Below are 19454 nucleotides of genomic sequence, written 5' to 3' on the forward strand. Positions count from 1 at the left end.
AAGGCTGTCAGGCTAATAATTATTTTGCACTCACTTTTTCCAGGATCTCGTAATTGCGCTGGAGCATGGCGCTGGGGTCTTCCAGCAGACCGGCGGCGACGCGGGCATTGTCGAGAAGCTGCCGGCTGATGAGGGTGGCGAGTTCGCCATCGGAATCGCGAAGTCCGGCAAGGTTCTTCACCAGCGGGTGGCGCGGGTTGACCTGCAGCTTGACCGGTGGTTCGCCGCCCATATCCGGGCCGCCTGCCTTTTGTTGCATCGCCTTCATCATCTTGCGCATTTGCGCGGTCATCATCTTGTCGGCGTTGACAATCATGGCCGGGCTGCCGACGAGGCGCTCGCTGGTGGTGACTTCGCTGACTTCATCGCCCAGCTTTTCTTTGATGAAGGAGCAGAGGGCTTCGGAGTCTTCCTTAGCCAGTGCTTCCGGCTTGTCGGTATCGGTTTCCGGGGAAATCGCATCCAGGTCGATGTCGTCGCTGTCGGCTGAGACAAAGTTCTTCTCTTCGAACGCGCGGGCGTGATTCATCACGAACTCATCGATCGGCTCGTAGAGATAGAGCACTTCGATATTGCGGGCCTTGAAGGCCTCGAAGTAGGGGCCGGATTCGATGGCGCTTCGGCTTGGCCCGGAGAGATAGTAAATTTCCTTTTGTCCTTCCGGCGCACGGCTCAGGTAGTCGGACAAGCTAGTTGTCTTACCTTCCTCGGTGTAGGAGGATTCGAAGCGAAGCAGCTTGAGCAGCTGGTCGCGGTGGGTGAAGTCGGTGGTCACGCCTTCCTTGAGGAAGAGGCCGAAGTTTTGCCAGAAGTCGTCGTAAACCTCAGGCTCCTTCTTCGCCTTTTCTTCAAGGGTCTTGAGGAAGCGCTTGGTCAGGACCTTGTTGAGTTTCTGGATCAGCGAGCTGTCCTGCATCGACTCGCGGGAAATGTTGAGCGGCAGGTCGGCACTGTCCACGACACCGCGAACGAAGCGCAACCATTCCGGCAGCAGATTTTTCGGATCGCTGTCGATCAGGACTTTGCGGCAATAGAGTGCCACCCCGGGCTCCATGCGCCCAAAGCCAAAACCTTCCATGTTTTCGGTGGGGGCAAAGAGGATACTGTTGATTTCAAGCGGGGCGTCGGCGGAAAAATGCAGCCAGAAGCGCGGATCGTCGAAGGCGTTGGCTTGAAACTTGTAGAACTCCTTGTATTCCTCGTCGGTAATCTCGCTCTTATTCTTGAGCCAGAGCGCGCCCACGGTGTTGAGCTCCTCGCCCTCAACCTTGACCGGGAACTGCACAAAGGCGGAATACTTTTTAATGATTGCTTCGATCCGGTCTTTTTTGGCGAACTCTTTGTATTCTTCCTTGAGTTTGATGACGATACGGGTGCCGCGGCGCTCACCTTCGACCGTATCGATCTCGTAGGCACCGGAACCGTCGCTGGACCAGCGGAGGCATTCGCCATCCTTGTGCCAGCTGCGGGTATAGACATCGACCTTCTCGGCGACCATGAAGACAGAGTAGAATCCGACACCGAATTGGCCGATCAGGTTTTCGTTTTTCTCGCCGGATTCCTTGAGTGCGTTCAGAAAGGCTTTCGAACCGGAGTGGGCGATGGTACCGAGGTTCTCAATCAACTCATCGTGGGTCATGCCGATCCCGAAGTCGCGGATGGTGACTTCGCCGGATTCTTCGTCGGCAGTGACCTGAATTTCCAGGTCCAGGTCGGCATCGAAGATTTCTTTCTCCGTGAGTTGCGTGTGGCGCAGTTTCTCAGTGGCATCCGAAGCGTTGGAGACCAGTTCACGGACGAAGATTTCTTTGTCCGTGTAGAGTGAGTGGACGACGATATCGAGGACTTGCTTGACCTCGGCTTGGAATTCGTGGCGTTCAGGTGCTTGTGTGCTCATGATTGGATTGGATTTCTAGAGAAGAAAAGACGGGAAATTAGAAGGACTTGAGTAAAAATCAAGAGTTGGTGGGAGGGATGCGGGATCTGGGATGCGGTCCGGTTCGCATCGCGCCTGGTCGGGTCACTTTTCCCGGGCGGCGTGCTTCATGCCGCAGATCTCCGGACCTGCGACACTAGAAGTCAACGGAACTGGTTCTGTTCCGCTTGATAGTGGTAATCGGCGCTGGACAGTTTCGCCTTGAGCGACTCCACATCGATATCGTGCGAGCGGCAGAGATCCTCCAGCGAGTCCGAGTGGTTACGCAGTTCGGTGTTGACCAATCCCACCAAGAGGTGGGGATCCATGGATTCAAACTTCGTCCAATCCATATAATTCCGGCAGGTGGATTACTCGGCTGTTTCTGTGCTCTCCGCAGGTAGCCCACGTAGGATGAGTTCGTTGGTCAAATCGCTACGAGTGGTAAAGCTGGCCCAGCGTTCAAGCATGGTGCGCGTTTGTGCCAGATCAGGATCTTCTTCGCTGAGTTCAGGCACTTCCTTCGACTTGACATAGACAAAGGTTCCGGTGCCCCGCAAAGTCAGCATGGGCGAAATTTCACCTTCATTCAAGGACTGTGCCTGTTGCAATGCGGAGCGGTTCAAATCTGACGGAGCATCCTTCACTTCGAAGCTTTCGTAGCTTGTGACTTCAAGGTCGAGTGACTCGGCGGCTTCAGCGAACGCCGTGCCTTCGGATACCGCGGTTTCCAGTTCGCTTTTAAGGCTTTCGCCCTTCTCGTTAAAAAGACGACGCTTCTCCTGGGTGCTGTAGTCCGTTGCGACTTCAGCAGCCACATCCTCGTAGGGTGGGATTTTGGGTTCGATACGTCCCTTGTAGATGAGGACGGCATAGCCTCCATCGACTTCATAAGCGTCGGAGTAGTAGCGCTTGCCGGTCAGAGCAAAAGCGGATTCAAGCATTTCCGGTGAGAGTGCACGCTGACGTGCACCCGCTTCGGTGTATGGTTCGATCTCGGTCAGGCTGACTCCGTTATCGTTCAGCAACTGGTTGAAGCTGGCCGAGTCGAGTTCAATACTGTCACGATAGAGTTGATAGGCGAACGCCTGAGCCGCTTCATTTGCTGCCAGCGAGGCCTGCTGCTCCGCATAGCTTTGGGCAACGGCTTCACGAACTTTATCGAAAGTGACAGTTTCAGTCTGTTTTTCCGGTTCAGCATCTCCTTCCGCCTCAGCCTCTTCGCCGTCACTGCTGGCATCTGTCTGGTTGGCGGCCTCATACCCGGCAACGAAGTCGGCACGGTTGGCGGCGAAGTGTTCGCGTAATTCAGCCTCGTCGGCTTCATCCGCTTGGCCAGTGAAGCGCTCGGACTCGAAAAGTACATAGCTGGCCTGCACCCGTTCCGGGATCTCGTAGCGTTGTTTGTTCTCTTCGTAGTAAGCCTTGAGCGTTGCTTCGTCCGGTTCGATTTCCGGTTGAAAGTCATTGTAAGCGAGCCCGGCTGTAGCGAGACTCAGTTTGGTGCGGCTTTGCCGGGCCTGCGCGGATGCTTCGGCAGGCAAAAGGTAGCCCGGTCCTGCCAGAGCCTCATTGACCTGTTCGATACGGTAGTCCTCTTCAAGTGCCTTGATCACGAGACCTTTGGGTGCGCGGGGGTTGGACTCGTAGCTGTCGACAAAATTCACATAGCTGTCGGTGCTGAAATTGCCGTCCGGGCCACGAAAGGCGTTTTTGGTTCTGATGTACTCCGCAAGGGCCTCCTGGCTTGGTGCCGGGATGCCGATCTCGTCGGCCAGGCTCAACATGGCAATTCGGCCGGTGAGAGCATTTTGGAACTGTTGGTCGCTGCGGAATTGCTGTCCGTTCAGCATCGCACTCAACGAAACCTTTTGCCCGATCTCACCTGCTTCCAGACGGGAATTCAGGTCAATGCCGTAAAAAAGGCTTTCCTGATAGTTCGACCGGTCTGTCGTGCAACCGGGGGTGTTGCCGATCGTAAAGACGAAGGCAATAATGATGACGGCCAACAGGGTGAGGAATATCCAGCGCCCGTGGCGAATAAGGTGGTGTTGAATCCAAGAAATCATGAGTTGGGAAAATCAGAAACCGACGGAGGTTAGGTGCGGCTACTGCCCTGTCAACCTATTGGTTGGCCGATCAAGCCGCTTATACTAGTTCACTCAGCTTGCGCGATGCACTGGGGCAATCCTTTAGCGAAAGAACCTCATCCAAATAGGCCCGTATTGCCGGATCAACCGCAGTCACGATATCCAGCCCCTCGTTGTTGCCGTAGGCTTCAATACTTTGTTTGAAGTCGCCCAGGGTAATACTCTCTGCCGGTTTACCCAGTTGGTAGGCGCGGTTCCGCTCTTCCTCGCTGTTTTTTCCTTCGATGGGCACAAGGTAGCCGATCTTACAGAGGCGGGCAATACTCGTATTCAGAATATGGCTGGGAACGCGAAGCTTTTCAAGTAATTCGCTGGAATGAATGGGTGGGTGTCCCGACTGGAAGCGTCTGGTTGCAAGTAAGAGTATTCCGAGCGAAATGACCTCCCGGGCCCGCTCACTGGTTTTTTGCCAGGCATTCTCATTGGTCAGGAAGTCGGCATTTTGCACGGCGTAAGTGACTTGTCCTCCCAAAAGAATCAGCAGCCAGAAGATGAAGAGACCCAGCATGAGAATGACAATAATTCCGACCGAGCCATAGAGGCTGTTCGTCTGGACCACGCGGTTCACGTAGAGGAACGACAACATATTGTAGAGGTGCAGGAGGATGACGACCAGTACGGCCCCACAGAAAGCCGGCCGCCATTCGACTCGCGTATTCGGAATGAACCGGAAGAAAAATGCCAGTAGTGTCGAGATCAGGACAAAGGTGATGACCGGGGAGAAAAACTGGATAAGTGACGCCAGTGTCGTGCCGAAAGGCAGGTCACTGGCAATCTGGACAAATGCATTGGCCGCGATGAGGGTCAGCGACAAAGTGCCGACGACTGCACCCAGACTGATAAAGGTCCAGTAAGTGACGATGCGTTCACCGATCTTCCGCCCTTTGTCCACCCCCCAGAGTGAATTGAATGAACCTTCGATCGAAGACAGTACCTGAATGCCGATAAAGAAGAGCATGATCAGGCCGACGGCACCCACCGTGCCCGAACTGGCGGCAGCGCTGAACTGATTGATGATCTCAATCATCTGATCGGAGAGGGTGTCGCCGCCTTCACCTTCGAGGGCGATTTGAGGAGCGGCAAAGGCGATCGCGTTATAAATGCCTTCGATCACAATTTCATTATTACCTTTTTCAAGGGCAAAGCCGGAAATCATAATGCCGAGCGCAATCAAGGGGCCGATGCCGATCAGGGAGTAGAAGGTGAGCGCCGCCGCCTGAACGGGGATCTTATTTCGTCGCAGACCCTGCCAGGTGAGTGTGAGTATACGCAGAAGGTGATAGAGCCGCGCACGAACGGTCTTACGCCCGAGATGTTCCAGCTCCCAGATGTCCCGCCCCATGAGGTCACGTGTCCGGTCTGCATAAACTTTCAGTTCATCCAGTGGGGTCGTTTTTTTGCCTGATTTGTTGTTGTGCAAAACTCTTCCCCCGGGGGCACTTATTGCGTGAACAGGCTGAGCAGAATCGAGCTGTAGAATTCCGCAAAGCGGTCGTTCAGGGCCAGGTAGGCAAGAGCGCCGTTCCCTCCGATCCCCATAACAATAGAGAGGAGCATAATCGAAAGTCGTTGCGAGATGGTGGCGAGGAAGACGCCCGCTCCGCCTAACCCGAAAGCCAGCATGAGCAGTGGATCGCTCAAGGCCCAGCCGACATAGACGCCGAAGCCGAGGCCCAGCATGCCGCGACCGCGAATCAGAGGATAAATGTCAGTGACTGAAAGCAGTAGCAGGACTGCCATGATGAGATCGAACATTCCCACGAGAAAGAAGGGATGGTTGAGAAGGTTGCCGTAAGTGCCTTCGTTCGATGCGCCCTGAATCGCGTCAAGGTGCGGAATAATAAACGAGATCGCCGATAAGAGCATCATTAGGCCCAGCGTCATGGAAGCAAGTGCCACGGCCCGTTCGAAACTCTTTTGGCTTTGTTTCAAGTGGCGGGTTTCTTCGGTGTCGGCTTCAGCGGCCTTGAGCATGTTTTCGACACTGATGCCACCTGCCTCGCCTGAATCTTCTTCGGATCCCTCCTTCTCCTCGTCGTGCCCGATCCGGAGTTTAATGCTCTCTTTTTTGGGAAAGACTTGAGCCATCAACTCTTCATTGAGCCCCAGAGGAACCCATTCCTCTTTTTCCTCGTCGTAATAGAGCGTGTTTTCCGTGACCTGGCCTGCTTCGGCAAGCGTAAGCAACTTCGATATGTTGAAGGGCCCCCGGGACTCGTCCTGCTCAGGTGTGCGGATATAGTAGTCAGGCATAAGTCAGGCTAGTTCTGTTCAGGCTTTTTGTTGGTTAGGTCTGTCAGGGCACGTATAATTGTGTCCCGGCGAATCGGTTTGGCAATGTAATGCTGCATGCCGATTTTTCGGCAACGTCGCTCGATGCCGTCTGTAACGTCGGCGGTAACGGCGATGATGGGTGTGTTGCGATTCAGGTTGGCACCGGTCACGATCTCACGGGTCGCGTCAAACCCGTCGAGCTTCGGCATGGTAAGGTCCATCAGGATGACATCGAATTTGATCTCTTTGCAGATTTGAATCGCATCATGCCCGTTCCGCACGGCATGTGGAACCGCTCCGAATCTTTCGATGAACTTCTGAATCATGAAGAGGTTGGCTTCGTCATCCTCAACAATCAGGATGTGCAGGTCGTCGGAGTTATCCGCTTTTGGTTCCTCGTCGGGTCGGTGGAGCTTTGGCGGCGGCGGTGCATCAATGCCGGAGGCGACTTTCGGAGCCAGCATTACGGTCGCATTTCGAATAAATTCCCTAGCTTCCAACTCCGATGACTCATCGGTGCCGGCCGCTTCGATCAGGAGCATCCCGGTGAAGTGGTGTTCTTGAAAGATCGGCTCGCCGATCACATTGTCGACCCCCGTGCTCAGTTCTTCAAGCGCATCGACAACCAGAGGAGTATTGTCCCGTTTGCTGACACCTTCGTCGCTCCAGTGGGCCAGAGGTTCCAGCAGCACTGCATCCGGGCTCAACTTGAACAAGCCCACGCGGTCTGCCTCGAGCGTTTGCCCGATCAGGCCGAGAACTTCCTCAAGTTGGGCAACCTGATCTGCTTCACTGCTGAGTACACTTTGCGCTGCAGCAAGCGTCTTGATGGAGGACAGAGAATGCTTCATGAAAGATATTGGCTCTAATAAACTTCATGTTGTCGAGTCATCTAGCAAATCCAAGCTTTTACCGACCGTTTGATTTACGAAGTGTTGACACGAAAAAGCCCCTCCTTTTCGGGAGGGGCTTCGTGAAAGCGAGTCGGGGATCTCGACTAGCTGAGTGCGGCTTGCGCGGCAGCCAGACGTGCGACCGGAACGCGCGGTGGCGAGCAGGACACGTAGTTCAGTCCAACATTGTGGAAGAACTTGATGGAGGCGGGGTCGCCCCCGTGCTCACCACAGATACCGAGCTTGATGTCCTTGTTGGTCTTGCGGCCCTTTTCAGCGCCGATCTCGACCAGCTGGCCGACACCCTTGGCATCAATCGATGCGAACGGGTTCTGCGGCATGATGTCGAGTTCCTTGTACTTGCCGAGGAAGGAACCGGCGTCGTCGCGGCTCATACCGAGGCCGGTCTGCGTCAGGTCGTTGGTGCCGAAGCTGAAGAATTCAGCGGTTTCCGCGATCTCGTCGGCGGTCAAGGCGCCACGCGGCACCTCGATCATGGTACCGACGAGGTACTTGAATTTCACCTTCTTCTTCTCCATTACCTCCGCGGCGACGCGGTGGACGATTTCGACCTGATTCTTGAGCTCGTCGGCGAAACCAACCAGCGGAATCATGACTTCCGGGATGACCTTGACCGGCTTCTTCAGCTTGTAGCAGGCCGCAGCCGCCTCGAAGATGGCCCGAGCCTGCATCTCGGTGATTTCCGGATAGGAAATGCCCAGACGGCAGCCGCGGTGGCCGAGCATCGGATTGGCCTCGTGCAGTGCGTGTACGCGCTCGGAGATCACGTCCACATTCACGTCGAGTGAGTTGGCCAGCTCGCGCTTGGAAGACTCGTCGTGAGGGAGGAACTCGTGGAGAGGCGGGTCGAGGAGGCGGACCGTCACAGGGCGGCCACCCATGGCCTTGAACAGGCCGGTGAAGTCCCTGCGCTGGAACGGCAGCAGCTTCTTGAGAGCCTTGCGGCGTTCCTTCTCGTCCGTGGCCAGAATCATCTGACGCATGTAGGTGATGCGGTCGCCTTCGAAGAACATGTGCTCCGTGCGGCAGAGACCGATGCCCTCGGCGCCGTAAGCGACGGCGGCGGCGGACTGGTCCGGCGTGTCGGCGTTGGTCCGGACACCCAGCTTACGATGCTTGTCGGCCCATTTCATGACCTGGTCGTACATCTTGAAGGTGTAGCTGTCCTTGGCCTTCAGTTTGCCGTTCAACACTTGGTTGACTTCGGACGGTGCGGTCTCGACGGAGCCAGCGTAGATCGCGCCGGTTGTGCCGTTGATGGAGATATCATCTCCATCGCGGAGTGTCTTGCCGCCCACTTTGAGTGTGCCGGCGCCGTAGTTGATCACGACGTCGGAAGCGCCACAGACGCAGACCTTGTTCATCTGACGGGCCACGAGTGCGGCGTGCGAGGAGACACCACCACGGGAGGTGAGGATGCCGTCGGCGGCGATCATACCGCGAAGGTCTTCCGGTGTCGTTTCGACGCGGCAGAGAATGGCGCGGCCGCCCTTGTTGGCGACGGCTTCAGCCTTTTCCGCTGTGAAGCAGATCTTGCCGGAGGCGGCACCGGGACCGGCGGGCAGGCCGGTCGCGAGCGTCTTGGCCTTCTTCTCGGCAGCCGGGTCGAAGACCGCGACGAGCAGCGAGGAGATGGAGTCGGCCGGAATCTTCTTCAGCGCGGTCTTCTGATCGATGAACTTTTCCTTGTTCATCTCGTAAGCGATGCGAACTGCGGCGAGGCCGGTGCGCTTGCCGTTACGGGTCTGCAGCATGTAGAGTTTGCGATCTTCGATCGTGAACTCGAAGTCCTGCATGTCCTTGAAGTGCTTCTCCAGTTTCTTGCAGACGGAGACGAGTTCCGCGTGTGCCTTGGGCATTTCCTCGGCGAGCTTGGCGATCGGGTTCGCGTTGCGGATACCGGCCACCACGTCTTCGCCCTGGGCGTTGATGAGGTACTCGCCGTAGAAGACCTTCTCGCCGTTGGCGGGGTCGCGGGTGAAAGCCACGCCAGTGGCGCAGGTCTCACCCATATTGCCGAAGACCATGGCTTGGACGTTAACAGCGGTGCCCCACTCGGCGGGGATGCCATACTTCTGACGGTAGAGGATGGCGCGCTCGTTCTGCCAGGATTTGAAGACGGCACCGACGGAGCCCCAGAGTTGCTCGTAGGCGTCTTGGGGGAAGGAGGTGCCGGTGCGCTTTTTAATCACAGCCTTGTAGCGCTTGATCAATTCTTTCAGGTCGGCGGCGGTGAGTTCGTTGTCCAATTCGACGCCGACTTCCTTGCGGAGTTTTTCCAGCGTTTCTTCGAACGGGCAGTGCTCGTTCTCACTGCGGGCCTGCACGCCCATGACGACGTCGCCGTACATCTGGATGAAGCGGCGGTAGCAGTCGTAAGCGAATGCCTCGTTGCCGGACTCTTTGGCAAGTGCCTTGACGGTCTTGTCGTTCAGACCGAGATTGAGGATGGTGTCCATCATGCCCGGCATGGATTCGCGGGCACCGGAGCGGACGGAAAGGAGGAGCGGGTTCTTCTCAGCGCCGAGCTTCTTGCCGAGTTGCTTCTCGATCGTGGCGACGGAGGCCTTCACTTCCTTGGCCAGTGTCGCCGGGTATTTGCGTCCGTTGGCGTAGAAGTAGGTGCAAACTTCTGTCGTGAGCGTGAAACCCGGAGGGACCGGCAGGCCAATGCGGGCCATTTCGGCGAGGTTGGCACCTTTGCCACCCAGGAGTTCACGTAGTTTAGCGCTGCCGTCGGTCTTCTTACCGAAGTCATAGCTGTATTTCACTGTCTTTTTGACAGTCTTCTTCTGTGCTTTTTTTGCTTTCTTAGCTGGCATGGGAACGACCTTGTTCTGGATCGAGTTGAGGTCCGAATTTGTCCCGGCCTCGGGACGCCTTCGGCGTGGAAGGTGGCGTTGAAAAAGCATTTCGACATGGCTGTCAACGGATTAGAACGCAAGTAGACGGGTGAAAAACAAAAATCAAAAAATGCGGCACGGAATTTCTTATTGGAGTTGCCAGCCGCCGACTCACTTGCATAGCTCCAAAACAAATGAGTGACGACCGACCTGAAAAGGATGACGAAAACTTTGAGGAATCAGAGCCGACGAATGGTGCCCCTGAGGACGAAAGGCCCAAAAAACCCGACCCGGATTCGGGTCAGGACGACGCCGCATCCGATGACAAGAAAGCGGATGATAGCTCGAGCCCGATCGATGATATCGACGAGGCGGAAAAGTTTGACGAGATATTTGACGAAGAGACGGATCCCGACCTTTCCGATTATTATTATGATGAGATCGAGGACTACGGGCTGGACGAATACGACGTGCCAAGAAAGCCCCGGTCTGCTGCGGGCCGTTTTCTAACCCGGGAGCGCAGGCACGAAGGTGTTCAGGAGTCAGGCGATGATTCGGAAGATGAAGACAGTGACGAAGAAGGCATGTCCTTCCTTGAGCATTTGGAGGAATTCCGCTGGACGATCGGCCGCAGTGTGATCGCCTTCATTATCGGTGTCGCCGTGGTGGTGATTTTTCACAAGACGATTGCCGAATGGATACAAATGCCTCTGAACAAAGCCTATGGTTCCGCCGAGGTGGCCGGGCAAAATCTGATTACCTACAAGGCGATGGGAGTGATTTCGGTTTTCTTCCAGATTGCCCTGCTCGGCGGGCTCACGCTCTCCATGCCTTTCATGCTATATTTCCTGGGGAGCTTTGTCGCTCCGGGACTTACCGAGAAAGAGCGTAAAGTTCTGCGCCCGGCCTGCTACGCTGCCTTTCTGTTATTCCTGATCGGGGTATCCTTTGCGTTCTTTATCATCCTTCCCCTGGCTTTGGGGTTCACTGTCCGGCTGAACGAGCATCTGGGTTTTGATATCCTGTGGGCTGCCTCCGACTACTATAACATGGTGGTCTGGTTTTCACTTGCGATCGGGTTCTTTTTTCAGTTTCCGCTCGTGGTGGTCCTCTTGGTTTACATGGGCGTGCTCAATACGGAGACACTCAAGCGTGTCCGGCGCATGGTCTTCGTGGGGCTTATGATATTCTCCGCGCTGGTTTCGCCCGGCGGCGACCCCATCTCGTTGGCGACAACCACCGGCTTCATGTATGGTCTTTACGAATTGGCGATTTGGACCGGAATGCGCATCGAACGGAAGAAGCGCGAGGAAGAAGACGAGGCTCTCGAGTAGGGGGCACACAAAAAAAAGGGCCGCCTCTTTTGGGGCGGCCCTTTTTTTATCTGCGGAAAAATTATTTGGCGTTCTCTTTGCGCTGCTTGAGCTGATCCATCAGCACGACCAGGAACATGTAGATCGCGAACCAAAAGGTGGCGGCCACTGGGACTGCGGCGAAGCAGGCCTGAAGCTGGGCGATCATCGGTTCCGGCGAAAAAGTAAAAGGACGCAGGATGACTGCCATGAATATGTAGAATCCGAGAGTGAGCACGTTGGCGATAACATGGTGCACCGGATTGAGCAGCTTTTGGTAGGATTTTTCCATCGTGTCGATGAGAGAAGCCCTGAAAACCGGTCTGTCAAAACGAAATTACGCTTATCCCTGCCCCTTATTCCTAAGTCCGATCAGAAACTCGCGGTTTCCGTCGGTTCCTTTAATGGGGGAGTCGATCATGCCAACGAGCTCGGCGCCGGATAGTTCGGAAAGGGCGAAATCACGAATTTCCTGGAGGACACGCTGATGGACGGCGGCATCACGGATGATGCCGCGGCCGGCATCGACTTCTTCCTTCCGGGCTTCAAACTGGGGTTTGACCAGCGCAATCAGGCAGCCGCCGGGCTCCAGAAAAGTCCAGACTGCGGGCAGCACTTTAGTCAGTGAAATAAAGGAGAGATCCATCACGATTCTCGGATAGCTGTCGCGTGTGAGGTCGCCGGGTTTGAGGTGGCGCGCGTTGGTCTTTTCCAGATTGGTGACACGCGGGTCTTGAATCAGTTTATTATGCATCTGCGCCCGGCCGACGTCGACACAGGTGGCGCTGGTGGCGCCCCGTTGCAGGCAGCAATCGGTAAACCCGCCGGTTGAAGCGCCCACATCGAGGATAGGCAGGCCCTCCATCGAGATTTCGAATCGATCAAGAAACCCCTCCAGTTTCTCACCGCCCCGGCTGACAAAGCGGGGTGGTTGCTCGACGGTCAATTCACTGTCAGCCGGAAGCGAGCGCCCCGGCTTATCCAGGCGTTCGGTCCCGAGAAGGACTTTACCGGCCAGGATCAAGGCTTTCGCCCGCGAGCGTGAATCGGCCAGTCCCTTTTCGACGAGTAGTTCGTCGAGCCGTATTTTTTTAGGCGGCGGCATTAAAGGTTACTCCGGGTCCGGCTCTTCCCGTTTGACGAAATCGACATGGCTGGAGCGAATGTGCAAATCGCGCTGCGGGAACGGAATTTCGATACCGTTGGCCTTAAATGCGTCCCAGACCGCGAGGAGAGCTGCACTTTTGACGTTGGCCACACCATTAGCCGGGTCGGCGATCCAGATGCGCAGCTCAAGGTCGACCGAACTGTCGCCGAAACCGGTCAGCAGGCAGGCCGGAGCGGGCTCTTTGAGAATACGGTCAATTGAGCGCGCTGCTTCCAGGACGATTTCGATACACTGATGCGGATCAGCGCCGTAGGAAACGCCGATGGGGATTCGTTGACGGACAAGATTATCGGTAAACGACCAATTCGTGACTTTTTGCGTAATCAGATCCTCGTTGGGGATGAGGTGCTCGGTGCCATCCCGCGTGATAATGGAGGCATATCGGGCCCGCAGGTTATTGATCCAGCCGTAGGTGCCTTCGATTTCGATGACGTCGCCGGGTTTGATGGAGTTGTCCATTAACAGAATGATGCCGCTGATGAAATTCGACACCACTTTTTGTAGGCCGAAGCCCAGGCCCAGGCCGATCGCTCCGCCCATGACAGTGAGCGCGGAGAGGTCGATCCCCATCGCGTTCAGGGCCATCATGCCTGCGACGACCAGAATTAAAATACGCGCGACTTTGGAAATCAGGACTTTCAACGAACCGCTCATGCGGGGCACCCGCTGAACCTGGCGTTCGACGAGCCGTGCAATGGCCAGGCTCATCCAGAGTGCAAAAAGAATTGTGAATAGGCCGGCCAGCACCTGCCATGCGGATATACTGAACGTCCCCACGCCAAATCGTAGCTCATCCAAAAATTCAACTGCCGGTCCGGCCAGTGCGAGGATGCTGTAAGCCGTGAGCAGATAAAAGACGGCGGCCCAGGATTCGGCCCAAAAACGGTTTTTGATAAAACTGGTGACGAAACCAATTAAGAACCAGGCTGCCCCGAGGTAGTTGAAGAGTTGGAAGACCGAAGTTTCGAGCGGTGTCAGCAGTTCGAAACCAACATGCAGGACAAGTACGGCCACCCAAAAGACGATGAAGCTGCGCTGCTCCCGAAACCAGAGGCCGACGTTGTAAACCTTGTCTTCGCCTTTTTGCGTTCTGGGGACGAATTTTGCACTAAGCAGCAGAACAAGCAGCACAAGTAGCACCTGCCAAAGATCACTAATTTCGTAGCCGGTATCCGGGATCAATAGTTTGCGCCATGCTTCCTGCATAATATGGTCCAGACTAGTGGGTCGCATATTACATGCGCAATCTTTTTGATTTTTATGAAGCTTCGCGCAACTTACCAATTATGCTCAAATTTATTCTAATCAGTTCTTCTCTGCTCGGCTTGGCGGTTTCCTGTTTCGGCCAGCTTCGTATCGGCACGGGTAAGGTCGAAAGCCTTTACACCCAGCATTGTCAGGTTTGCCACGGGGAGAATTTGGATGGGGGGCTAGGAGGTTCATTGATCGACCGCAAATCATGGAAGATTGTCGGCAAGGATCAGACTTTTCTGGAATACGTTCTTGCTGGTAACGCAGCGACCGGTATGCCCGCTTTTAAAGATAAGTTGACGCGGCCACAAATTCGCGCGCTCGAAATTTATATCGACGAACAGCGCCAGATCGCGCAAGCGGATCCCCCGGAGGCCGATACCAAAGGCGTGTATTCTTCCGGTGGATACGATTTTAAACTGGAGACTGTGGTCGAGGGTTTGGACATCCCGTGGTCAATGGCCTTTCTGCCGAACGGTGATTATCTGATTGCTGAGCGCCCTGGCCCGGTACGGCTCTTTGAAGACGGTGAGCTATTGCCTCCGGTGGAAGATACCCCGGATGTCTGGGCCAAAGGGCAGGGCGGTATGATGGAAGTCGCCCTGCATCCCGACTTCCGTAAAAATGGGTGGGTCTATTTGGCCTACTCCGCCGCCGGGGAAGAGAATGACAGTGTGGGGATGACGAAGATCGTTCGCGGTCGGATTATCGATAATATGTGGTTGGATGAAGAACTGATCTTCGAGGCCCCTGAAGAAACCTACATCTCAACAAGCCGCCACTTCGGCACCCGTCTGGTCTTCAAAGATGGTTATCTTTACTTCGCGATCGGCGACCGCGGCCGAAAAGAGAACGCTCAGGATTTATCGCTTCCCAACGGTAAAATACACCGGGTCCATGACGACGGGCGCGTGCCTGAAGATAATCCCTTTGCCGATAAGGCAGGTGCCTTTCCCACGATATGGACCTACGGCAATCGTAATCCCCAAGGCCTGGATATGCATCCGACAACTGGTGCGATCTGGGAATCCGAGCACGGCCCGCGAGGTGGTGACGAGATCAACCGTATTGAGCGCGGCATCAACTACGGTTGGCCTGTTATTACCTACGGGATGAATTACAGTGGCACGCCGATCACCGAGAAAACCGAGATGGAGGGTATGGAACAGCCCAAGTTGTATTGGACGCCCTCGATTGCCGTCTGCGGGATCGACTTTTACGAAGGTAATGTTTTTCCCGAATGGAAGCATGACCTGTTTGCCGGCGGCCTTGCCTCGAAAGAATTGCACCGCTTGGAAATCGAAAGTGGTGAAGTTGCCAACTCGAGCATCGTTATGAAGGGTGCCGGCCGGGTCCGCGACGTGGCCAGCGGGCCGGACGGATACCTCTATCTTGTTCTCAATGGGCCGGACCGGATCGTGCGCCTGGTGCCCGTGAAGTGATGGAGCCTGCGGCCGTTTACAGTTTGGACCTGAAAAGTCTGAACAAGGCTTCCGTTCTGGCCGGTGACGGTAAATTACCCTTGATCGAGGTTGATGTTCCCGAGTTAAACTCGTCCAAGCAACGCCTGCGTCTCTTGCGACAACACTTGTCAGAACTGCCTGCGCTGGTCTTTGTCGTTGAGTCGGATGTCGTGCAGTTGGCGCTGATCGAGGAACAGAGCTTTCTTGCCATCAATACCGGCTTCCATGGTTCGGGGCTGGATTATCGCCGACATAAGGGTGGCGGACGTTCGGAACTGATCGCCAAAGCAGTTGGCCTGAAAGGCGGTAAAGTGCCGACGGTGATAGATGCAACGGCGGGCCTGGGGGTAGATGCCTTCGTGCTGGCGAGTCTTGGTTGTCAGGTTACCTTGATAGAGCGGGTTCCGGCAGTAGCTGCCCTCTTGCGTGATGGATTGGAACGTTCGCGGGACTATGCCGGGGAGAATGACACTGAGTTGGAGATGATTCTCAAACGGATGCAGCTCGTGCAAACGGACGCGATCGCACATCTCGATGAACTTGGGCAGGACAACGTGCCGGACGTCGTCTACCTCGACCCGATGTTTCCCGAGCGGAAGAAATCGGCTGCGGTGAAAAAAGAGATGCAGATCTTCCACAGGCTGGTGGGGCCGGATGATGATACGACTCAACTTTTTGAAAAAGCCTTGTTCCGGGCGCGCGATCGGGTGGTGGTCAAGCGACCGCGCGTCGCTCCCGCTTTGACGGACCGGCAACCCAGCCATATTATTGAAGGGAAGCGCAATCGCTATGATGTTTATCTTTCATTGTCGGCCCAACCCTAGCATCGGTTCGTCAGGCCGATGATTGTGTCAACGGGGACGGTCGTTACATCGATCCATGAGGTTGATGATCAGCGCAGCCGCGAGTGGCCCTGCCGACTAAATCTTTTGCTCCGCGGTTGACCTCGGGACTCTTTGTGTTGGTTTTATTCCTATGGATCCAAATTACGAGAAATTGGCTGCGGTTTTGACCGGCCATTCCACCAAACTTCAAAAGGGCGAGCGTGTGCTGATCGATGCCTTTGATATTCCGGACACGATGGTCATCGCCCTGATCCGCTCCGTGCGTGAACGCGGCGCCGTACCATTTGTCAATGTCCAGCACGCGCGAATCAGCCGCGAGTTGGTGGATAATGTGGTGCCGGAGCAGTTCGAGACCAAAGCGGGTTGGGAGCTCTCTCAAATGGAAAAGATGGATGCTTACATCGCTTTGCGCGGTTCGGACAATATCTACGAAATGTCCGATTTGGATTCTGGGAAACTGACCCAGGTCATGCGCGCAATGAAGCCTGTCCTCGATCACCGGGTGAACAAAACCAAGTGGGTCGTGCTCCGTTGGCCGACTCCGGCCATGGCCCAGCAGGCGATGCAGAGCACCGGAAGCTTTGAGGAGTTTTTCTTCCGCGTCTGTACCATGGATTATGCACGGATGACGGAGGGCATGGACGCCTTGGTCGAGCTCATGAACAAGACCGATATCGTCGAGTTGAAGGGGCCGAACACCGATCTTCGTTTTTCCATAAAAGGTATCGGTGCCATCCCGTCAGGCGGAGGCCACAACATTCCGGACGGCGAGGTCTTTTCCTGCCCGGTGATAGATTCGGTCGAAGGGGAAATTACCTATAACACGCCATCGGTCTATCAGGGGGTTTCCTTCGACAACGTGCATTTAAAATTCGAAAAGGGTAAGATCGTCCACGCAGAGTCCAATCACACCAAGCGGCTGAACGAGATCCTCGATTCGGACGAGGGGGCCCGCTTCATCGGTGAGTTCGCTATCGGCTTCAACCCGCATATCCTTGAGCCCATGCGTGACATCCTCTTCGATGAAAAAATGGCCGGCTCTTTCCACTTTACCCCGGGCCAGGCCTATGAGCAGGCCGATAACGGTAACCGCTCGCAGGTCCACTGGGATCTGGTCCAGATCCAGCGTCCCGAATACGGGGGCGGAGAAATCATCTTTGACGGTGAAGTCATCCGTAAAGACGGTCTCTTCGTGAAGCCGGGGCTCGACAAGCTCAACCCGGATTATCTGCTGGCGTAGTAGGGTATTTCGCGGAGCCGGGACATTCTTGTCCCGCCACGTGGCCCAGTAGGGGGATTTGCCTTTTTGCGGGCGGACAGGAATGTCCGCACCCCGTTTGACATGCAATGGTTGCCTGCCGAACGACAAAGAAATCCCAAAATCCCCCTTGCCACTCACGTCTCCCCGTTGCTTTCTAGGACCATAATTTATGGAGCCAGGATACCAAGTCATCGCCCGCCGCTGGCGTCCGAAGCAGTTCGACGAACTGGTCGGGCAGGACCATATTGTCCGGACCCTGCGCAATGCGATCGAGACCAACCGCATCGCGCATGCCTATCTGTTCGTCGGCCCCCGTGGTACGGGTAAGACCAGTACGGCCCGGCTCTTTGCCAAGGCCCTGAATGCCGAAGGTGGGCCAAGCGTGAGCCCGGACAATGATTCCGAGATCAGTCAGGCGATCATGGGCGGTTCCTGTATGGACGTGATCGAGATCGATGGTGCCTCCAACAACAGCGTTGAGCAGGTCCGCAGCCTGCGTGAGGAGTGTCAATTCGCACCGGCTCAGTGCACCTATAAGATCTACATTATCGACGAGGTGCACATGCTCTCGACCGCGGCCTTTAATGCTCTGCTCAAGACCCTTGAAGAGCCGCCCGAGCACGTTAAGTTCTTCTTCGCCACCACCGAGGCGCATAAGGTCCTGCCCACTATTGTCTCGCGTTGCCAGCGCTTCGAATTTCGCCCCATCTCCGATGCCGTCATTGCCGAAAAACTCGCGCAGATTGCCCAGGCTGAAGATATTAAAATCGATGACGAAGCACTTAAGGCGATTGCCCTGCTTGCCAATGGCGGCATGCGCGATGCCCAGTCGATTCTCGATCAAATGATTTCTTTCTGTGGAAGCGAGATCACGGAGAGTGATGTGCTCGATGTCTACGGTCTCGTTTCAGCTGATCGAATCGCTGAATTAGCCAAGGCTCTCGGCTCGCTCGATTTTCCGGCCATTATTTCCACGGTCGATCACTTTGTTGAAGAGGGGCGCGACCTCTACCGCGTACTCGTCAACCTTGAAGCTCACTGTCGTGGCGCTTTGCTCGATGCCATCCAAAATGGCGGGAAAACCGAGAAGCTGGGCACCCCGCTGAGCACGGAATCGATCATGCGGATGCTCGACGCGCTACACCGCGGGGAAGCCTCCGTTCAGAAAGGACTTTCCGAGAAAGTGAACTTTGAGGTGGTCCTGCTCAAGGCGGCCGAAGAGTCCCGTTCCCGGGCCATCGATAGTTTGATCAAGCAGGTTGCCGCGACGGCATCGACCACTTCGACAGGTTCAGGGCTGGCAGGCGGGGAGTCCGGCGAAAAAAAAAAGCCCTAGTTCCACCTCCTGCCAATCCTGAGACAGGCGTCGATGCGCCTGAAACAGCGCGGTTCCAGTCGCCAGACGAATTTTCCGAAGAGGAAGCACGTTTCGCCGACTACGAGGAAGCGGATTCAACCGATCCTCTGAGTGTTGCTGAGGCAAGGCCTGATGTGGCGAAAAGGGCCAATGGTCGTCCGGCACCGACTTTAACCTTGGAGGAGGCCAGCGAGCGACTCGGGCCGGAAGTATTGCAAGTGTTGGAAGAGAGATTTAACGGAAGTCTGGAGGAAATCCGTGCGCTCGATGATAAAGACCAGCTTTTCCAGTAAGTTTTCGGTTGACGAGCCACGTGACTGTTTCATTTTCCCTGCTTTCCTGTTTAGGGGCATTAGCTCAGTTGGTAGAGCGCTTGCATGGCATGCAAGAGGTCAGGAGTTCGACTCTCCTATGCTCCACCAGCCTTCGCTTGGGGGGTCTACACCAAAGTTTGGGGACCGGAGCATGGGTCTACACCAAAGTTTGGGGACCGGAGCATTTCCTTTCTATTTTCGTGGTTCATCTTTAACCGCAGGGTCTACACCAAAGTTTGGGGACCGGAGCATTTCCTTTCTATTTTCTTGGTTCATATTTAACCGCACTGGGCGATGACTCTGAGTCGGTAGTTATCAAAGTTTTTGAAGCCGTATGCGCGTCTTTG

At 55.4% G+C, this 19454-nt stretch carries 16 protein-coding genes and 1 tRNA gene; 6 read left to right on the top strand and 11 right to left on the bottom strand.

Translation table 11 applies throughout. From position 1 onward, the window contains the following. Nucleotides 1-19 precede the first annotated feature (19 nt). From htpG to ppdK, 7 genes are all read right to left on the bottom strand, one after another. The gene (htpG, locus tag DDZ13_RS13395) at nt 20-1897 is read right to left on the bottom strand and encodes a molecular chaperone HtpG (RefSeq protein WP_110131968.1); all 1878 of its coding nucleotides are present in this window, start codon (nt 1895-1897) and stop codon (nt 20-22) included. Between the two features lie 182 nt (nt 1898-2079). Continuing rightward, nucleotides 2080-2268, bottom strand: coding sequence for a DUF4250 domain-containing protein (locus DDZ13_RS13400; RefSeq protein WP_110131969.1), 189 nt, complete (start codon nt 2266-2268; stop codon nt 2080-2082). Between the two features lie 18 nt (nt 2269-2286). Continuing rightward, nucleotides 2287-3984: a peptidyl-prolyl isomerase family protein gene (locus DDZ13_RS13405; protein ID WP_110131970.1), complete on the bottom strand. Its 1698-nt coding sequence runs from the start codon at nt 3982-3984 to the stop codon at nt 2287-2289. Nucleotides 3985-4063: 79 nt separating this feature from the next. Then, nucleotides 4064-5485: a YhjD/YihY/BrkB family envelope integrity protein gene (locus DDZ13_RS13410; RefSeq protein ID WP_110131971.1), complete on the bottom strand. Its 1422-nt coding sequence runs from the start codon at nt 5483-5485 to the stop codon at nt 4064-4066. A gap of 20 nt (nt 5486-5505) precedes the next feature. Continuing rightward, nucleotides 5506-6318: a GYF domain-containing protein gene (locus tag DDZ13_RS13415; RefSeq protein ID WP_110131972.1), complete on the bottom strand. Its 813-nt coding sequence runs from the start codon at nt 6316-6318 to the stop codon at nt 5506-5508. Nucleotides 6319-6326: 8 nt separating this feature from the next. Next, complete coding sequence (locus tag DDZ13_RS13420; RefSeq protein ID WP_110131973.1) at nt 6327-7190, bottom strand: response regulator; 864 nt, start codon at nt 7188-7190, stop codon at nt 6327-6329. Nucleotides 7191-7336: 146 nt separating this feature from the next. Then, complete coding sequence (gene ppdK, locus DDZ13_RS13425) at nt 7337-10075, bottom strand: pyruvate, phosphate dikinase (protein WP_110131984.1); 2739 nt, start codon at nt 10073-10075, stop codon at nt 7337-7339. Nucleotides 10076-10290: 215 nt separating this feature from the next. Here ppdK and tatC point away from each other — a divergent pair, with 215 nt between their 5' ends. Continuing rightward, complete coding sequence (gene tatC, locus DDZ13_RS13430; protein ID WP_110131974.1) at nt 10291-11430, top strand: twin-arginine translocase subunit TatC; 1140 nt, start codon at nt 10291-10293, stop codon at nt 11428-11430. 61 nt (nt 11431-11491) lie between these two features. Here the strand turns inward: tatC and DDZ13_RS13435 are convergent, their stop codons facing one another. Genes DDZ13_RS13435 through DDZ13_RS13445 form a run of 3 tightly spaced genes read right to left on the bottom strand, consistent with a single transcriptional unit; the run spans nt 11492 to nt 13849 of the window. After that, the gene (locus tag DDZ13_RS13435; protein ID WP_110131975.1) at nt 11492-11740 is read right to left on the bottom strand and encodes a hypothetical protein; all 249 of its coding nucleotides are present in this window, start codon (nt 11738-11740) and stop codon (nt 11492-11494) included. A gap of 51 nt (nt 11741-11791) precedes the next feature. Then, complete coding sequence (locus DDZ13_RS13440; protein WP_110131976.1) at nt 11792-12553, bottom strand: TlyA family RNA methyltransferase; 762 nt, start codon at nt 12551-12553, stop codon at nt 11792-11794. Nucleotides 12554-12559: 6 nt separating this feature from the next. Further along, nucleotides 12560-13849, bottom strand: coding sequence for a mechanosensitive ion channel family protein (locus tag DDZ13_RS13445; protein ID WP_110131977.1), 1290 nt, complete (start codon nt 13847-13849; stop codon nt 12560-12562). A gap of 53 nt (nt 13850-13902) precedes the next feature. On the opposite strand from DDZ13_RS13445, the gene DDZ13_RS13450 reads away from it, so the two are divergent. The 4 genes from DDZ13_RS13450 to dnaX all read left to right on the top strand — a co-directional run bounded on the left by DDZ13_RS13450 (nt 13903) and on the right by dnaX (nt 18772). Next, nucleotides 13903-15309, top strand: a complete 1407-nt coding sequence (locus DDZ13_RS13450; RefSeq protein ID WP_110131985.1) for a PQQ-dependent sugar dehydrogenase — start codon at nt 13903-13905, stop codon at nt 15307-15309. Beyond that, a complete protein-coding gene (locus DDZ13_RS13455; protein ID WP_110131978.1) occupies nt 15309-16154 on the top strand; it encodes a class I SAM-dependent methyltransferase in 846 nt (281 codons plus the stop codon). The genes DDZ13_RS13450 and DDZ13_RS13455 overlap by 1 nt, the downstream gene beginning before the upstream one ends. 151 nt (nt 16155-16305) lie before the next feature. Beyond that, entirely contained in the window at nt 16306-17415 is a 1110-nt protein-coding gene (locus DDZ13_RS13460; protein ID WP_199221131.1) for an aminopeptidase, read from the top strand. A 190-nt stretch (nt 17416-17605) separates the two neighbouring features. Continuing rightward, on the top strand, nt 17606-18772 hold the full coding sequence (dnaX, locus tag DDZ13_RS13465) for a DNA polymerase III subunit gamma/tau (protein ID WP_110131980.1): 1167 nt from the start codon (nt 17606-17608) through the stop codon (nt 18770-18772). Nucleotides 18773-18963: 191 nt separating this feature from the next. On the opposite strand, the gene DDZ13_RS15540 is transcribed toward dnaX, so the two are convergent. After that, nucleotides 18964-19119: a hypothetical protein gene (locus DDZ13_RS15540; RefSeq protein ID WP_158279923.1), complete on the bottom strand. Its 156-nt coding sequence runs from the start codon at nt 19117-19119 to the stop codon at nt 18964-18966. A gap of 20 nt (nt 19120-19139) precedes the next feature. Between DDZ13_RS15540 and DDZ13_RS13470 the strand changes: the two genes are divergently transcribed. Next, a tRNA-Ala gene (locus DDZ13_RS13470) sits at nt 19140-19215 on the top strand. Nucleotides 19216-19454: the final 239 nt, after the last annotated feature.

Origin of the sequence: Coraliomargarita sinensis (assembly GCF_003185655.1) — a bacterium.
Classification (GTDB): Bacteria; Verrucomicrobiota; Verrucomicrobiia; order Opitutales; family Coraliomargaritaceae; genus Coraliomargarita_B; species Coraliomargarita_B sinensis.

Coding starts and splice junctions, on each gene's coding strand:
- htpG (WP_110131968.1), bottom strand. CDS start 1,897: ATGAGCACACAAGCACCTGAACGCCACGAATTCCAAGCCGAGGTCAAG.
- DDZ13_RS13400 (WP_110131969.1), bottom strand. CDS start 2,268: ATGGATTGGACGAAGTTTGAATCCATGGATCCCCACCTCTTGGTGGGA.
- DDZ13_RS13405 (WP_110131970.1), bottom strand. CDS start 3,984: ATGATTTCTTGGATTCAACACCACCTTATTCGCCACGGGCGCTGGATA.
- DDZ13_RS13415 (WP_110131972.1), bottom strand. CDS start 6,318: ATGCCTGACTACTATATCCGCACACCTGAGCAGGACGAGTCCCGGGGG.
- DDZ13_RS13420 (WP_110131973.1), bottom strand. CDS start 7,190: ATGAAGCATTCTCTGTCCTCCATCAAGACGCTTGCTGCAGCGCAAAGT.
- ppdK (WP_110131984.1), bottom strand. CDS start 10,075: ATGCCAGCTAAGAAAGCAAAAAAAGCACAGAAGAAGACTGTCAAAAAG.
- tatC (WP_110131974.1), top strand. CDS start 10,291: ATGAGTGACGACCGACCTGAAAAGGATGACGAAAACTTTGAGGAATCA.
- DDZ13_RS13435 (WP_110131975.1), bottom strand. CDS start 11,740: ATGGAAAAATCCTACCAAAAGCTGCTCAATCCGGTGCACCATGTTATC.
- DDZ13_RS13440 (WP_110131976.1), bottom strand. CDS start 12,553: ATGCCGCCGCCTAAAAAAATACGGCTCGACGAACTACTCGTCGAAAAG.
- DDZ13_RS13445 (WP_110131977.1), bottom strand. CDS start 13,849: ATGCGACCCACTAGTCTGGACCATATTATGCAGGAAGCATGGCGCAAA.
- DDZ13_RS13450 (WP_110131985.1), top strand. CDS start 13,903: ATGCTCAAATTTATTCTAATCAGTTCTTCTCTGCTCGGCTTGGCGGTT.
- DDZ13_RS13455 (WP_110131978.1), top strand. CDS start 15,309: ATGGAGCCTGCGGCCGTTTACAGTTTGGACCTGAAAAGTCTGAACAAG.
- DDZ13_RS13460 (WP_199221131.1), top strand. CDS start 16,306: ATGGATCCAAATTACGAGAAATTGGCTGCGGTTTTGACCGGCCATTCC.
- dnaX (WP_110131980.1), top strand. CDS start 17,606: ATGGAGCCAGGATACCAAGTCATCGCCCGCCGCTGGCGTCCGAAGCAG.
- DDZ13_RS15540 (WP_158279923.1), bottom strand. CDS start 19,119: ATGAAACAGTCACGTGGCTCGTCAACCGAAAACTTACTGGAAAAGCTG.